The organism is Streptococcus halitosis (genome assembly GCF_003143695.2).
Taxonomy (GTDB): Bacteria; Bacillota; Bacilli; order Lactobacillales; family Streptococcaceae; genus Streptococcus; species Streptococcus halitosis.
In genome coordinates this window covers 326,529-341,914 of record NZ_QEMY02000001.1, presented here as the reverse complement: position 1 = coordinate 341,914, position 15,386 = coordinate 326,529, and the positions used below count along the sequence as shown (strand labels likewise).

Annotated in this window: 13 protein-coding genes and 1 riboswitch; of the genes, 7 read left to right on the top strand and 6 right to left on the bottom strand. The window is 43.7% G+C overall.

Annotated elements, in window-relative coordinates; all coding sequences use genetic code 11:
- Positions 1-65 precede the first annotated feature (65 nt).
- On the top strand, positions 66-1,349 hold the full coding sequence (tig, locus tag DB729_RS01780) for a trigger factor (RefSeq protein ID WP_109289665.1): 1,284 nt from the start codon (positions 66-68) through the stop codon (positions 1,347-1,349).
- A gap of 47 nt (positions 1,350-1,396) precedes the next feature.
- On the opposite strand, the gene recD2 is transcribed toward tig, so the two are convergent.
- The 3 genes from recD2 to rnhC all read right to left on the bottom strand — a co-directional run bounded on the left by recD2 (position 1,397) and on the right by rnhC (position 5,392).
- Complete coding sequence (recD2, locus tag DB729_RS01775) at positions 1,397-3,763, bottom strand: SF1B family DNA helicase RecD2 (protein WP_109289666.1); 2,367 nt, start codon at positions 3,761-3,763, stop codon at positions 1,397-1,399.
- Between the two features lie 129 nt (positions 3,764-3,892).
- On the bottom strand, positions 3,893-4,507 hold the full coding sequence (gene lepB / locus DB729_RS01770) for a signal peptidase I (protein WP_001083992.1): 615 nt from the start codon (positions 4,505-4,507) through the stop codon (positions 3,893-3,895).
- A gap of 3 nt (positions 4,508-4,510) precedes the next feature.
- Positions 4,511-5,392 carry a ribonuclease HIII gene (gene rnhC, locus DB729_RS01765; RefSeq protein WP_109289667.1) on the bottom strand — a complete coding sequence of 294 codons (882 nt, stop codon included), beginning with the start codon at positions 5,390-5,392 and terminating at the stop codon, positions 4,511-4,513.
- Positions 5,393-5,478: 86 nt separating this feature from the next.
- Here rnhC and zapA point away from each other — a divergent pair, with 86 nt between their 5' ends.
- The 6 genes from zapA (at position 5,479) to DB729_RS01735 (ending at position 12,118) form a co-directional block, all read left to right on the top strand.
- The gene (zapA, locus tag DB729_RS01760) at positions 5,479-5,781 is read left to right on the top strand and encodes a cell division protein ZapA (RefSeq protein WP_000002028.1); all 303 of its coding nucleotides are present in this window, start codon (positions 5,479-5,481) and stop codon (positions 5,779-5,781) included.
- A complete protein-coding gene (locus DB729_RS01755; protein WP_109289668.1) occupies positions 5,778-6,326 on the top strand; it encodes a CvpA family protein in 549 nt (182 codons plus the stop codon). The genes zapA and DB729_RS01755 overlap by 4 nt, the downstream gene beginning before the upstream one ends.
- Before the next feature lie 100 nt (positions 6,327-6,426).
- Entirely contained in the window at positions 6,427-8,763 is a 2,337-nt protein-coding gene (locus DB729_RS01750) for an endonuclease MutS2 (RefSeq protein WP_109289669.1), read from the top strand.
- Between the two features lie 165 nt (positions 8,764-8,928).
- A riboswitch (glycine riboswitch) is annotated at positions 8,929-9,017 on the top strand.
- 89 nt (positions 9,018-9,106) lie between these two features.
- The gene (locus tag DB729_RS01745; protein ID WP_033583764.1) at positions 9,107-10,429 is read left to right on the top strand and encodes an alanine/glycine:cation symporter family protein; all 1,323 of its coding nucleotides are present in this window, start codon (positions 9,107-9,109) and stop codon (positions 10,427-10,429) included.
- Between the two features lie 131 nt (positions 10,430-10,560).
- On the top strand, positions 10,561-11,109 hold the full coding sequence (locus tag DB729_RS01740; RefSeq protein ID WP_000206775.1) for a carboxymuconolactone decarboxylase family protein: 549 nt from the start codon (positions 10,561-10,563) through the stop codon (positions 11,107-11,109).
- A 109-nt stretch (positions 11,110-11,218) separates the two neighbouring features.
- Positions 11,219-12,118 carry a TDT family transporter gene (locus DB729_RS01735; protein WP_033583761.1) on the top strand — a complete coding sequence of 300 codons (900 nt, stop codon included), beginning with the start codon at positions 11,219-11,221 and terminating at the stop codon, positions 12,116-12,118.
- 23 nt (positions 12,119-12,141) lie between these two features.
- Here DB729_RS01735 and serS read toward each other — a convergent pair whose 3' ends face one another.
- The 3 genes from serS to DB729_RS01720 all read right to left on the bottom strand — a co-directional run bounded on the left by serS (position 12,142) and on the right by DB729_RS01720 (position 15,367).
- Positions 12,142-13,416 (bottom strand): serine--tRNA ligase, encoded by a 1,275-nt coding sequence (gene serS, locus DB729_RS01730; RefSeq protein WP_033583760.1) that lies wholly within the window; start codon positions 13,414-13,416, stop codon positions 12,142-12,144.
- Positions 13,417-13,628: 212 nt separating this feature from the next.
- Complete coding sequence (locus DB729_RS01725; RefSeq protein ID WP_000079370.1) at positions 13,629-14,000, bottom strand: DUF956 family protein; 372 nt, start codon at positions 13,998-14,000, stop codon at positions 13,629-13,631.
- 2 nt (positions 14,001-14,002) lie between these two features.
- Positions 14,003-15,367, bottom strand: coding sequence for an aspartate kinase (locus DB729_RS01720; RefSeq protein ID WP_109289670.1), 1,365 nt, complete (start codon positions 15,365-15,367; stop codon positions 14,003-14,005).
- Positions 15,368-15,386: the final 19 nt, after the last annotated feature.

Here is a 15,386-nt window from a genome sequence, read left to right as displayed (position 1 = left end):
TTGAAAAAAGTCGCTATTATATGGTATAATGGACTGTATTAAAAATTTTAAGGAGAAATGACAGAATGTCTGTATCATTTGAAAACAAAGAAACAAACCGTGGTGTCTTGACTTTCACTATCTCTCAAGACCAAATCAAACCAGAATTGGACCGTGTATTTAACTCAGTAAAGAAAACTCTTAACGTTCCAGGTTTCCGTAAAGGTCACCTTCCACGCCCTATCTTCGACCAAAAATTTGGTGAAGAAGCTCTTTATCAAGATGCAATGAACGCACTTTTGCCAAACGCTTATGAAGCTGCAGTAAAAGAAGCTGGTCTTGAAGTGGTTGCGCAACCAAAAATTGACGTAACTTCAATGGAAAAAGGTCAAGACTGGGTTATCACTGCTGAAGTCGTGACAAAACCTGAAGTAAAATTGGGTGACTACAAAAACCTTGAAGTATCAGTTGATGTAGAAAAAGAAGTAACTGACGCTGACGTTGAAGAACGTATCGAACGCGAACGCAACAACTTGGCTGAATTGGTTATCAAAGAAGGCGCTGCTGAAAATGGCGACACTGTTGTCATCGACTTCGTTGGTTCTATCGACGGTGTTGAATTTGACGGTGGAAAAGGTGAAAACTTCTCACTTGGACTTGGATCAGGTCAATTCATCCCTGGTTTTGAAGACCAATTGGTTGGACACTCAGCTGGCGAAACTGTTGATGTTATCGTAACATTCCCAGAAGACTACCAAGCAGAAGACCTTGCAGGTAAAGAAGCTAAATTCGTAACAACTATCCACGAAGTAAAAGCAAAAGAAGTTCCAGCTCTTGACGATGAACTTGCAAAAGATATCGACGAAGAAGTGGAAACTCTTGATGAATTGAAAGAAAAATACCGCAAAGAATTGACTGCTGCGAAAGAAGAAGCATACAAAGATGCCCTTGAAGGTGCAGCAATTGATAAAGCTGTAGAAAACGCTGAAATCGTAGAACTTCCAGAAGAAATGATCCACGAAGAAGTTCACCGTTCAGTAAATGAATTCCTTGGAAACTTGCAACGCCAAGGGATCAACCCTGATATGTACTTCCAAATCACTGGAACTACTCAAGAAGATCTTCACAAACAATACGAAACAGAAGCTGAGTCACGTACGAAGACTAACCTTGTTATCGAAGCAGTTGCCAAAGCTGAAGGATTTGACGCTTCAGAAGAAGAAATCCAAAAAGAAATCGAGCAATTGGCAGCAGACTACAATATGGAAGTTGCACAAGTACAAAACTTGCTTTCAGCTGATATGTTGAAACACGATATCACTATCAAAAAAGCTGTTGAATTGATCACAAGCACTGCAACAGTAAAATAATCTTAAAAGAGAAAAAGCCCACCTGACTAGGTGGGTTTTCTGCTTGTCTATTTTCCAAAAATCTCTTTGAGGTCTGCATCTGTAATTCCAATCATAGCGGGAATACTAGACCAGTTTTCTTCGGTGAGGATGTAGGATTGTTCAGAGTCACTTGCTGTGGCAGTTTCAGAGAAGGCTTGTTTACTTTCTTCAATATTTTCAATTAAATCACTGAAGCGCTCAATCAGATAGGTCTTGCGGGCAGTTCCGATGTGCTTGACTGCATAGTCAAAGGCCTGTAATTCACCAAGAAGGATGAGCTTGCTCTTGGCCCGTGTGATAGCTGTGTAGATGAGATTGCGTTCCAGCATGCGCTTGCTAGCACTGGTGATGGGTAGGATGACAACAGGAAACTCACTTCCCTGAGACTTATGGATGCTCATGGCATAGGCCAGGCGAATCTTGTACCATTCGTTACGTGGGTAGATGACCTCATTGCCATCAAAATCAATGACAATCTCGTCTTGTTTGGACTCGGTGTATTTTCCAGGAATCAGGTCTGTGATGTAGCCTAGGTCTCCGTTAAAGACATTGACCTCGGCATCGTTGACTAGGTGAATGACCTTGTCCCCTGTTCGATAGTGACACTGAGTTGCTTCAAAGCTAACTTGCCTCTTTTGCTGAGGATTGAGCAGGTCTTGCATGAGTTGGTTGATGGCGTCAATGCCAGCAGTTCCTCGATACATAGGCGCTAACACCTGAATATCATGAGCCGGAATGCCACTTCTGAGGGCAGCACCGAGGATTTTCTCAATGGTAGCTGGGATATGGCCACTAGCGATTTCAAAGTAGGAGCGATCAGCTTTTTTCTGGGTGAAATCTGCTGGCAAGATGCCTTGTCGAATCTGGCTAGCTAAGGTGACGATAGTTGATTCTTCACTCTGACGATAAATCCGTTCCAAGCGCGTCTGCGGAATCAGAGGTATCTGGAGCAGGTCAGCCAGGACTTGTCCAGGACTAACAGAAGGTAACTGGTCGCTATCACCCACGATGAGAATTTTGCTGTTAGAGGAGATATTGGAGAAGAGTTGGTTGGCTAGCCAAGTGTCCACCATAGAAAACTCGTCCACGATGATGAAGTCGGCATCCAGATAATCTTCCAGATGGCTGGTATCATCGTCACCCGTCATTCCCAAATGGCGGTGTATAGTAGCGCTAGGCAAACCTGTCAATTCATTCATGCGCCGAGCCGCTCGACCAGTTGGTGCAGCGAGAAGAATCGGCAGGTTGCTTTTTTTCCTGAGGTCAAGTCCTTCTAAGAGTGCATAAACAGTGATAATTCCATTGATAACAGTCGTCTTACCTGTACCAGGCCCACCTGTTAGGATAAAGACCTTGTTCTGGATAGCGTCGCAGATAGCTTGTTTTTGAATAGTATCGTACTGAATCCCCAGTTCTTGCTCGACAGTAGAGATATGCTTGTGAATGGTTTCCAAATCCTGACTTTTCTGCTTTTCTTTTTCAAGGATACGAACCAAGTGACTGCGGATGCCTTCTTCGGCGAAAAAGAGGCTGTTATCAAAGATTTTGGTATCAATCTGCTGAACCTTATCTTCTTCAATCAGATGAGATAATTCCTGAGCTACTTGGCTGGGATCGAGTTCCACGGGGCGAGAAGATTCAAGGAGAGTCAGGGTTTGTTCCAGCAAATCTCGGGCTTCCATATAGGTATCGCCCGTATCCATACATCCCTGAAAAAGACTATGGACAAGGCCAGCACGGAAGCGTTCAGGAGCTTGACTTTCGATGCCTAGTTCGGCAGCTAATTGGTCAGCAATGGTAAAACCCAAGCCCTTGATATCTTCAACCAGTTGGTAGGGATAATTTTCAACCACATCCAGTGTTTCTTCCTTGTAAAAGTCTTGAATCTGAAAGGCTAGTTTATTGGGAATCCCGTAGTTGGCTAGTTTGGCTAAGACCATTTCTGTCCCATAGTTGAGACGGAGGGTGGAGACAAAAGCCTCACGGTTTTTGGCAGAGAGTCCAGCAATGCTTTCCAGCTTTTCAGGATGCTCCAGAATTTCGTCTATGGTATTGTCACCATAGCTATCAACAATTTTTTGGGCCGTTTTGAGACCAATCCCCTTGAAATGACTGCTAGAAAAGTATTTGACTAGCCCATTCTTAGTGGGTTTTGCTCGCTCATAACGACTGATCTGTAGCTGTTCCCCATACTTGGAGTGCTGAACGATTTGTCCCCAAAAAGTATAGTCTTCACCCTCGATCACGTCCGCCATGGTTCCGGTAACGATGATTTCAAAATCGTCAAAGTCCTCCGCATCGGTATCTTCGATATCTAGGAGGAGAATGCGATAAAAATTACTGGGATTTTCAAAAATAATCCGTTCAATGGTGCCTGAAAAATAAACTTCCATAGGTTTCCTTTACATGAGTTCGTGAGAGTTGGACCCTTAGCTTCTTTCAACAAGCTAGGAGACTAAAAGTCCTTCTTCTCGCAATAGAAAAAGAGACTGAGACTTAGCATTCTCGGCCTCTTCCTTATCTTAAAAAGTTCCGATACGGTTAAGTGGCCAGAAACGGAATTTTGCTTCGCCTTTGATATCGCTGGCCTTGAAGGTACCAACGTGGCGGCTGTCGCTAGAGACTAGACGATCATCACCAAGGAGAAGGTACTCACCTTGAGGGACAGTAAAGCTGAAGCTGGTATTGGAATTGACATCGACTGTAAAGGCCTGTGCCTTTTGAGCAAGTTCTCTAAAGTAAACTCCCTTATTGCCTTCAAATCCTTTTCCAGTATAGGTGTTTTGCAACTTTTCTGTTTTGAACAAGTTGAGGTATTCAGCTAGGTAAGGTTCATTCGTTTCTTCACCGTTGATAAAGAGTTTGTCATTTTCGTAGCGGATGGTATCACCAGGCATGCCGATAACCCTTTTGACAATATCTTTATTTCCGTCTTCCTCATGCGCAACCACGATGTCGAAGCGGTCAATTGGGAGATGTTTAACAACGAAGAGAACTTCTCCGTCGGCTAGGGTAGGGTCCATCGAGTGTCCTTCTACACGGACATTGCTCCAAAGAAAGATACGGCTAAGACCGACCAGTGCGATAATCAGGAAGAAAACTCCCCATTCTTTTAGAAATGTTTTAAACGAATTCATAATTTACCTTTCTAGAAGTGTTTTTGCTTTTTCAGTGTTTTTAAAATGTAGTTTGGCACAGAAATGAAGTCCCTTCATGCCATAGGCCTGAAGGATTTTGCTAGCAACCTTATCAGATGCAGTTCCAGCACCACTTGGCAGTTGATAGCCTAGTTCTCGTCCAAGATTTTCCAAGTTTTCGAGGAAGAGATCCCGCGCGATGATAGAGCTAACTGCAACAGCCAGGTATTTGCCCTCGGCTTTTTCTTCTAAGCTAATTTTGTTTGGAAAACGGTTGGCTTCTTGTGCCAAGTACTTGTCATAGTTTTTAGGACTTGTAAAAGCATCAATCACGATTTTTTCTGGCTGGACTCCTTTTTGAAGAAGGAGAAAGATAGCCTGATTGTGAAGGGCAACCTTTACAGAAACAGCATTGTAACGCTCTCCAATAATTTCGTTGTACTTGCTCGGTGAAAGGAGGAGCGCTTGGTGCTGGATTTTTTCCTTGAGGATAGGGGCAATCTGACGAATCTTTTGGTCTGTCAGGGTTTTTGAATCCCCCACACCGAGTTTTCGCAAGAAGTCGTGCTGGTCCGGTGTCACAAAGGAAGCTACGACAGCTAGCCCACCAAAGTAGGAACCATTTCCCACCTCATCGGTTCCAATTATAGGAAAATCTTGTCCACTGTTTTCTTGTTGAACTTGGTAGCCAAAGAAACTGGCGTACTGCTCAGCAGCTTCGCCCTGCAGGAGGACTTTTCCAGAAGTATAGATGGAAACTGTTGCCTGAGGCAGTCTCAAAAAATAGCGAATATAAGGATTTTTACTAGGACTGAGAGCCTTCTGATACTGACTTAAAAAGCTCTGAATTTCCTGTTCACTTGGTGTGAGTGTGATACTTGCCATAGTCTCTATTGTACCACAAAAGCAGGAGAATTGGTAAAAACTGACAAAGTTAGCGAAATTTGGTATAATATCGTGAGGTGAATTTTATGGCAAATCTAAATCGATATAAGTTTACATTCGGGAAAAAGACATTAACCTTGACAACCGAGCATGACAACCTCTTTATGGAGGAAATTGCCAAGGTTGCGACTGAAAAATACCAAGCAATTAAAGAACAAATGCCTGGGGCGGATGATGAAACCATTGCGCTTCTTTTGGCGGTCAATTGTCTGTCTACACAGCTCAACCGTGAGATTGAATTTGATGACAAGGAGCAAGAGTTGTTAGAACTCCGCCACAAGTTGATTGCTGTCAAACAAGAACAGAGCAAGATTGAGGACTCCCTATGATTTCAATCCTACTCTTATTGGTTCTGGCTTGGGGCTTTTACATCGGCTACCGTAGAGGCTTGGTCCTGCAAGTTTATTATTTCCTCGTGGCAGTGATTTCAGCCTTTGTTGCGGGACAGTTTTATAAATCATTGGGAGATCACTTCCACTTGCTTGTCCCTTATGCCAATCCTCAGGAAGGACAGGGAACCTTTTTCTTCCCTTCAGACCAGCTGTTTCATCTAGACAAGGTCTTTTATGCGGGCCTAGCCTACCTTTTAGTTTTCGGAATTTGTTATAGTATCGGACGTTTTATCGGTTTGTTCCTGCACTTGATTCCAACTAAAAAGCTCGATGTCAAATGGTTGCGTATCGGAGCAGGCCTTTTATCTCTATTGGTAACCTTATTTGTCTTGCAAATGGCTCTGACCATCCTTGCAACGGTGCCTCTGGCAGTCATTCAAAATTCACTCGAAAAAAGTATAGTAGCCAAACACATCATCCAAAGTGTCCCTTTTACGACAAATCTTATCAAACAACTCTGGGTGACAAATTTAATCGGATAAAAAGGGCGGGATTTTTCCTAGCCCTTTGTTTACAGATTGGACGACTAAGTCAAAACCCCTAGTTGCTATAATCTTGTAAACCAGTATACAAGGAAAAAATATGAATACAAAAATACTAGAAACCTTAGAATTTAATAAAATCAAAGCCTTGTTTGAACCGCATCTCCTGACAGAACAAGGACTAGAGGAGCTAAAAGGCTTGGCCCCAACTGCCAAGGTGGATAAGATCAAGCAAGCCTTTACAGAGATGGAGGAAATGCAAGCTCTATTTGTGGAGCAACCCCACTTTACCATCCTAGCGACACGTGAGATTTCAGCTGTCTGCAAGCGTCTGGAGATGGGGGCGGACCTCAATATTGAGGAGTTCCTGCTCCTCAAACGGGTCTTGCTTGCTAGCAGAGAGTTGCAAGGTTTTTATGCCAATCTTGAAAATGTACGTTTGGAGCAGTTGGCGAGATGGTTTGAAAAACTACATGATTTTCCACACTTGCAAGGAAGTCTCCAAGCCCTAAATGATGCAGGATTTATCGAGAATTTTGCCAGCGAAGAACTGGCACGCATCCGTCGGAAAATCCATGATAGCGAGAGTCAAGTTCGAGATGTCTTGCAAGACTTACTCAAGCAAAAAGCGCAGATGTTGACGGAAGGTATAATCGCTAGCAGAAATGGCCGTCAAGTTTTACCAGTAAAGAACACCTATCGCAATAAGATTGCAGGTGTTGTCCATGACATCTCTGCCAGTGGGAATACGGTCTATATCGAGCCACGTGAGGTGGTCAAGCTGAGCGAAGAAATCGCTAGTCTGCGAGCAGACGAACGCTATGAGATGATTCGCATCCTGCAGGAGCTCTCAGAACGCGTCCGCCCTCATGCTGCTGAGATTGCTAATGACGCTTGGATCATCGGCCATTTAGACTTAATTCGTGCCAAGGTACGTTTCATCCAAGAAATGCAAGCAGTTGTTCCTCAACTTTCAGAGAATCAAGAGATTCAACTCCTTCATGTTCGCCATCCTTTGGTCAAAAATGCTGTTGCAAACGATGTACACTTTGGTAAGGAATTAACAGCCATTGTCATTACAGGTCCTAATACTGGTGGGAAGACCATCATGCTCAAAACCCTGGGCTTGACTCAACTCATGGCCCAATCTGGCTTGCCTATTTTAGCTGATAAGGGGAGCCGTGTCGGTATTTTTGAGGAAATCTTCGCAGATATTGGGGATGAGCAGTCTATCGAGCAAAGCTTGTCTACCTTCTCCAGCCACATGACCAATATCGTAGATATTCTTGGCAAGGTCAATCAGCACTCGCTCTTATTGCTAGATGAGCTCGGGGCAGGTACCGACCCGCAGGAAGGAGCAGCGCTTGCTATGGCTATTCTGGAGGATCTTCGTCTCCGTCAGGTCAAGACTATGGCGACGACCCACTATCCAGAACTCAAGGCTTATGGTATCGAAACAGCCTTTGTGCAAAATGCCAGCATGGAGTTTGACACAGCCAGCCTGCGTCCGACCTATCGCTTTATGCAGGGAGTTCCTGGTCGAAGCAATGCCTTTGAAATTGCCAAACGTCTGGGCTTGTCAGATGTCATCGTAGGAGATGCCAGCCAGCAGGTCAACCAAGATAATGATGTCAACCGTATCATTGAGCAATTGGAAGAGCAAACGCTTGAAAGTCGCAAACGCTTGGACAATATCCGTGAGGTGGAGCAAGAAAACCTCAAGATGAACCGAGCACTCAAAAAACTCTATAACGAGCTCAATCGTGAAAAGGAAACTGAGCTCAACAAGGCGCGTGAACAGGCTGCCGAGATTGTGGAACTCGCTCTAAGTGAGAGTGACCAGATTCTCAAGAATCTTCACAGCAAGTCTCAACTCAAGCCCCACGAAATCATTGAAGCCAAGGCAGAACTGAAAAAACTAGCTCCTGAAAAAGTCGACTTGTCTAAAAACAAGGTTCTTCAAAAGGCCAAGAAAAAACGAGCTCCAAAGGTGGGGGATGATATCATTGTTCTCAGTTATGGTCAGCGTGGTACCCTGACCAATCAGCTTAAGGATGGTCGCTGGGAAGCCCAAGTTGGCTTGATCAAGATGACCTTGGAAGAGAAAGAATTTGACCTTGTTCAGGCCCAGCAAGAAGCCCCAGTCAAGAAGAAACAAGTCAATGTTGTGAAACGAGCTTCTGGTCGTGGTCCGCAAGCCAGACTGGATCTTCGTGGCAAACGGTACGAAGAGGCCATGAACGAGCTGGACGCCTTTATTGACCAAGCCCTGCTCAATAACATGGCGCAAGTCGATATCATCCATGGTATCGGAACAGGTGTCATCCGTGAAGGAGTCACCAAATACCTACAAAGAAACAAACATGTTAAGACTTTCGGCTATGCTCCACAGAATGCTGGCGGTAGTGGCGCCACCATTGTGACCTTTAAAGGTTAAAAAAGAGTACGTCTCTTTTTTTGAAAAAGAAGTGAAAATCCATCTTTTTTCAAATAATATATTGACAAAGACTAACTTTTCTTGTAAAATAATAAAAAATTAAATACCAACACCGAATGAAGTTTAATAGAAGTGGAGAAAGGTTTGTTTTCCATGACTGTAAATGGACGGAACTCTGGAGAGACCGTAAAGGCACCGAAGGGGCAAGGCAGGCAACTGCTCAAACTCTCAGGTAAAAGGACAGAGCTAAGATAGACCGCTTTTTGGCATTTATCTAAGCATTCCAGAGTACATGTATCTTGCATGTGCTCTTTCTTTTGGGGTTGAAAGATAGGAGAAGGATATGTTAGAATTGCTAAAAGCGCTTGATGCTTTCGTTTGGGGGCCTCCCCTCTTGATCTTATTGGTCGGAACGGGTATCTATTTGACCATCCGACTGGGTATTTTGCAGGTAGCTCGTCTCCCTATGGCCTTTCAGCTGATCTTTACCAAGGATAAGGGGCACGGCGATGTGTCGAGCTTTGCTGCTCTCTGTACGGCTCTAGCAGCCACAGTTGGTACGGGAAATATCATCGGGGTAGCGACAGCAATTAAGGTTGGAGGACCAGGGGCCCTCTTTTGGATGTGGATGGCAGCCTTTTTTGGGATGGCGACCAAATATGCCGAAGGCTTGCTGGCCATCAAATACCGTACTAAGGATGCAAATGGAGCTGTAGCTGGAGGACCCATGCATTACATCCTTTTGGGGATGGGAGAAAAGTGGCGTCCACTTGCTATCTTCTTTGCCCTAGCGGGTGTATTGGTAGCCCTTCTAGGGATTGGTACCTTTACCCAAGTCAATTCGATTACAGAATCCATTCAAAATACAGCTCAAGTTGATCCAGCTATCACAGCTCTTATTTTATCCATTTTTGTAGGGATTGCCGTCTTTGGTGGCCTCAAATCCATATCAAAAGTTTCGACAGCAGTGGTTCCTTTTATGGCTATTGTCTATATTTTAGGAACTCTTACAGTTATTCTCTTTAATATCGAGAAAATCCCAGCCACACTTGCACTGATCTTTACTTCAGCCTTTAGTCCAGCTTCTGCGGTAGGTGGTTTTGCAGGTGCCAGCATTCGGATGGCTATCCAAAATGGTGTGGCGCGAGGAGTCTTCTCTAACGAATCTGGCCTTGGTTCAGCTCCCATTGCAGCTGCTGCAGCTAAGACTAATGAGCCTGTCGAGCAAGGCTTGATTTCCATGACAGGAACCTTTATTGATACCCTCATTATCTGTACGTTGACTGGTTTAACAATCTTGGTAACTGGGGTTTGGAGTGGTGATTTGAATGGAGTTGCCTTGACTCAGTCAGCCTTCTCAACAGTTTTTTCACACTTTGGACCAGCTCTTTTGACCATCTTCCTTGTACTCTTTGCCTTTACGACGATTCTCGGATGGAACTACTACGGAGAGCGCTGTTTTGAGTTTCTCTTTGGTGTCCGCTTTATCTGGCTTTACCGTGTAGTCTTTGTAGTCATGGTTCTGTTGGGAGGATTTATCGAATTGGACATGGTCTGGATTATTGCAGATATCGTCAATGCCTTGATGGCCTTACCTAACTTGATTGCCCTTTTAGTCTTGTCGCCAGTCGTCATTGCTGAGACTAAAAAGTATTTTAAACATTAACCTAATCACACTTTTAGTGTGATTTTTTTCATTTCATAGACATTTCTTATCAAGGCGATTGAAAATATATATTATCCAAGGGGAAAATTCTATGATAGACTAAATGACAATAAAATGAAAAGAGGTTTCTTATGACAACATTTACAATCCACACAGTAGAATCAGCACCAGCAGAAGTAAAAGAAGTTCTTGAAACAGTACAAAAAGACAACAACGGCTATATTCCTAACCTAATCGGTCTCTTGGCCAATGCCCCGACCGCGCTTGAAGCCTACCGAACTGTCGGAGCTATCAACCGTCGCAATAGCCTGACACCAGTGGAACGCGAAGTAGTGCAAATCACAGCTGCCGTAACCAATGGTTGTGCTTTCTGCGTCGCAGGTCACACAGCCTTTTCAATCAAACAAATCCAGATGAATGATGATCTTCTCCAAGCTCTCCGCAACCGCACTCCGATTGAAACAGATCCAAAACTAGATACTCTAGCTAAGTTTACCTTGGCGGTCATCAATACCAAAGGGCGTGTAGGAGATGAAGCCTTGGCTGAATTTTTGCAAGCTGGCTACACGCAACAAAATGCCTTGGATGTGGTTCTCGGTGTTAGTCTTGCCAGCCTTTGCAACTATGCCAACAACCTAGCCAATACGCCTATTAACCCAGAATTACAACCTTATGCCTAGTTCGAATCAGAAAGAAAAATGAAGACTGAGCAATCCAGTCTTCATTTTTCTATGCTATTTTAAGCGCTTTTATGCTATACTAATAATAACATGATTATTGGAGGTTCGGATGAAAAAGCTCCCCTTGGTATTCTCTGGCTGTTTATTAGGTTTAGCAGGTGCAGGAAATCTGATTGCAGATACTTTGCCTGTTCTGTCGCATTTATTGAGTCTGACTGGTTTAGTTTTGTGGATTTTCTTTCTGATTCTTCATCTTTTTAATTGGGAAGAAACCAAGAAAGAATTGACTAAGCCCCCTCTTTTATCTGGGATGGCCACCTTTCCCATGGCTGGGATGATTTTATCGACCTATGTCTTTCGCGTATTCCCTGCTCTTCCTATAGTAGCACAAGGGATCTGGTGGTTTTCATTTCTCTTGGATTTGGCTTTGATTGCTACTTTTACCACCAAATTTGCCTGTCCAGGTCGGAGGGTCAATGCGACTCCTAGCTGGACGGTACTCTATGTGGGGATAGCAGTAGCAGCCTTGACCTATCCTCTTGTCGGTATCATTGAAATTGCCTATGCGACCTTGAGTTTTGGTTTTGTCTTGACCTTCTATCTCTATCCCCTTATTTATAGTGATTTAAAGAAAGATCCACTCCCAGTGGCCTTGCTTGGACAGGAAGGAATCTACTGTGCTCCCTTTTCCCTACTCTTAGCTTCTCTAGTTCGAGTTGGAGGAGCAGGCCTACCGACTTGGCTCTTGATTGTCATGATTTTGGCATCTCAGTCCTTCTTTTTCTTTGTTTTAACTCGCCTGCCCAATATTTTAAAACAAGGATTTCAACCAGCCTTCTCAGCCCTCACCTTCCCAACCATTATCACAGCTACTTCAATCAAGATGGCTCAGGGGATCTTGAAACTTCCATTTCTGGATTATCTGGTGTTTGCTGAAACTGTTATATGCCTCACTATTTTATTCTTTGTATTGGGTGCTTATCTGATTTGGTTACGAAAAAAGGTCTAGCTAGAAATAGCTAAACCTTATTTTTATGGTTTGATAACTTCAGCTCCACCCATATATGGACGAAGTACTTCTGGAATGGTTACAGAACCATCTGCATTTTGATAGTTCTCAAGAATAGCAGCAACCGTACGTCCAACTGCAAGTCCAGAACCGTTCAAGGTGTGGAGAAGTTTAACCTTACCATCTGCTTCATCACGGTAACGGATTTGGGCACGACGGGCTTGGAAATCTTCTGTATTTGAACAGCTTGAGATTTCACGATAGGTATTTTGGGCTGGAATCCAAACTTCCAAGTCGTAAGTCTTAGCAGCTGAGAAGCCCATGTCCCCAGTAGAGAGGGCAACGACACGGTATGGAAGGTTGAGTTTTTGAAGAATATTTTCAGCGTTGGCTGTCATTTTTTCCAATTCTTCGTAAGATTCTTCTGGTTTGGCAAATTTGACCATTTCAACCTTGTGGAATTGGTGTAGACGAATCAAGCCACGTGTATCACGACCTGCAGAACCAGCCTCAGAACGGAATGATGGGCTCATAGCAGTGAAGTAGATTGGTAGGTCTTTACCGTCAAGGATTTCATCACGGTAGTAGTTTGTAAGAGGCACTTCAGCTGTAGGAATGAGGACATAATTAGTGTCTTTCAATTCAAAAGTGTCTTCCTTGAATTTTGGATATTGACCAGTACCAAACATAGAATCATGGTTAACCATGTATGGTGTGATGACTTCAGTATAGCCCTCTTTTCCATGCTCGTCCAACATAAAGTTGTAGATAGCACGTTCCAAACGAGCCCCAAGTCCTTTATAGAAGAGGAAGCGAGCACCAGTAACTTTTGCTCCACGTTCCCAGTCAAGGATACCCAAGTCTTCACCAAGATCCCAGTGAGCTTTTGGTTCAAAGTCAAACTCGCGTGGAGTTCCCCAACGACGGACTTCCACATTGTCATCTTCGTCGGCTCCGATAGGAACACTGTCAGCAGGGATATTTGGAAGAGTAGTGGTAAATTCTGTCAATTTAGCATCGATGTCCGCCAATTCCGCATCCAAGGCTTTGACTTCAGCAGATAAGTTTTGCATCGCAGCAATCTTGTCATCGGCATTTTCCTTGTTGCGCTTGGCTTGGGCAATCTCAGCTGAAACTGTGTTGCGTTCTGCCTTGAGGTTTTCAACCTTGACCAAGATGTCACGACGTTTAGCATCGATTTCTTTCATCTCGTTTAAGACAGCAGGATCTACACCACGTGTAGCCAATTTTTCTGCGACAGCATCAAAGTCTGTACGAATACGTTTAATATCTAACATAAGAACTCCTTTATGAAAAAACACACCTGACAAAGCGTTGGAGTGGCAGGGCCACGGTTCCATCCAACTTCACAGGTGTGCACTTGATTGTGTATGTAATTGTTACTAACGGTAGAATTTCACTTACCCCTCCTATCTGCTCGCAGCACCCGCAGACTTTCTGGAAGAAGAGGATAACCTACTTATCCGTTGCTATGATTATACTAAAGTTTCTACTTTTTTGCAAATAGATTTTTGAATTTTTGACCAATGGTCTGGAGTAGAGTCGGAAGTTTCACAACCTTGTCATTGCCAAGTTTTTCCCGAGCGATTTTGAGAATGGCTCCAGAGTCTTTGGAAGCAAAGAGGAATTTTCCTTGATCAGTGAAGACTTCAAAGTGGCGACTGATTTTGCGACCACTTACGTTGGCTCCAATTTGCTGAATACTTGACCAGGGAATTTGGATATATTGTTCGACATTGACATCAGGATAAAACTCTAAGGCTTGATCCCCAACTAGAAATTTTCCGACTTTTCCCGAGATGGAAAGATAGGATGTTCCAGTGGTTTGTAGGTCAATGACTTTATTGAGTGATTGGGCCATGATTAATCTTCCTTACTTTCATCGAAAAAGGCGTGGTAGAGAGCCTTGATAGCTGCCTTTTCTTGCTCTTTATTGACAACAAACATGATGGAAACTTCACTTGAGCCTTGGGACATCATCTGGATGTTGATTTTGTTTTCAGATAGAGCGCGTGTTGCCGTAGCTGTTACCCCGATATGACTCTTCATCTTTTCTCCGACAATCATAATGATTGAAAGGTCGTGTTCGATTTCAGCATGGTCCACTTCGGCTTTTTGAACTAACTGACGCAGAATTTCTTCCTCCTTGATAGGAGTCAATTCACGGGAACGAAGGATGATTGAAAGATCGTCGATACCTGTTGGCATATGTTCCCAACCAATGTTAAGATCTTCAAGGATTTGAAGAATCTTACGACCGAATCCAACCTCGCGGTTCATGAGGTATTTTGACATGTTGATGCTGACGAATCCAGAATCACCAGCGATCCCAACGACTGGGAATTTATCGCTACTGTGTTTTAGAACGATACGAGTTCCTGGATGATCAGGGTTGTTGGTATTCTTGATAACAAGAGGGATTTTTCCGCGGTAGGCAGGTAGAAGGGCCTCATCATGAAGGACAGAAAATCCGGCGTAAGCCAACTCACGCATTTCACGGTAGGTTAATTCAGGAATGGAGTGTGGTTGATGGATAATACCAGGGTGGGCAGCGAAGATACCGTCTACGTCCGTAAAGTTTTCATAGAGATCAGCCTTAACACCTGCTGCGATAATGGAACCAGTAATATCTGAACCCCCACGTGAGAAAGTACAGATTTGATTTTCCTTAGTCACACCAAAGAAACCAGGGATGACAAGGACTTCGGTGCTATCAGCCAAGCCTTCAATCTTGTCATAACTAGATGGAATGATACGTGCGTTTCCTGGTTCACTTGTGACAACGATTCCAGCTTCTCTTGGATGAACATAACGTGCATCAATGCCGTTTTGGTTAAAGTAGGCTGCAATGAGTTTGGCATTGTTATTTTCTCCAGCTGCTAAGAAAGTATCGTAGAGAAATTCATTGTCCTCTATAGGAAGAGTTGCCAAGGCCCGAATACTTTTAGAGATTTTTTCTAAAACAGCAGGTTTTAACTCTAGTTCACTAACCATAGCGGCATAACGGTCAATGATCCAGCTTTGGCTAGCACTGATGTCATTTCCAGCCACATAGTCGCGATAGTATTTAATCAAGGCATCGGTTACTTTAGTATCTTCAGCATTGCGTTTTCCGGGTGCAGAAACGACTACAAAACGGCGTTCCTTATCACTTTTAACGATGTTTAAAACTTTTTCTAACTGACCAGCAGAGGCAAGCGAACTTCCACCAAATTTTACAACCTTCATAAGGACTCCTCAAGTAAGT

Excerpts from the sequence above, each read along its gene's own strand:
- tig (WP_109289665.1), top strand. The coding sequence starts at position 66 with ATGTCTGTATCATTTGAAAACAAAGAAACAAACCGTGGTGTCTTGACT.
- recD2 (WP_109289666.1), bottom strand. The coding sequence starts at position 3,763 with ATGGAAGTTTATTTTTCAGGCACCATTGAACGGATTATTTTTGAAAAT.
- lepB (WP_001083992.1), bottom strand. The coding sequence starts at position 4,507 with ATGAATTCGTTTAAAACATTTCTAAAAGAATGGGGAGTTTTCTTCCTG.
- rnhC (WP_109289667.1), bottom strand. The coding sequence starts at position 5,392 with ATGGCAAGTATCACACTCACACCAAGTGAACAGGAAATTCAGAGCTTT.
- zapA (WP_000002028.1), top strand. The coding sequence starts at position 5,479 with ATGGCAAATCTAAATCGATATAAGTTTACATTCGGGAAAAAGACATTA.
- DB729_RS01755 (WP_109289668.1), top strand. The coding sequence starts at position 5,778 with ATGATTTCAATCCTACTCTTATTGGTTCTGGCTTGGGGCTTTTACATC.
- DB729_RS01750 (WP_109289669.1), top strand. The coding sequence starts at position 6,427 with ATGAATACAAAAATACTAGAAACCTTAGAATTTAATAAAATCAAAGCC.
- DB729_RS01745 (WP_033583764.1), top strand. The coding sequence starts at position 9,107 with ATGTTAGAATTGCTAAAAGCGCTTGATGCTTTCGTTTGGGGGCCTCCC.
- DB729_RS01740 (WP_000206775.1), top strand. The coding sequence starts at position 10,561 with ATGACAACATTTACAATCCACACAGTAGAATCAGCACCAGCAGAAGTA.
- DB729_RS01735 (WP_033583761.1), top strand. The coding sequence starts at position 11,219 with ATGAAAAAGCTCCCCTTGGTATTCTCTGGCTGTTTATTAGGTTTAGCA.
- serS (WP_033583760.1), bottom strand. The coding sequence starts at position 13,416 with ATGTTAGATATTAAACGTATTCGTACAGACTTTGATGCTGTCGCAGAA.
- DB729_RS01725 (WP_000079370.1), bottom strand. The coding sequence starts at position 14,000 with ATGGCCCAATCACTCAATAAAGTCATTGACCTACAAACCACTGGAACA.
- DB729_RS01720 (WP_109289670.1), bottom strand. The coding sequence starts at position 15,367 with ATGAAGGTTGTAAAATTTGGTGGAAGTTCGCTTGCCTCTGCTGGTCAG.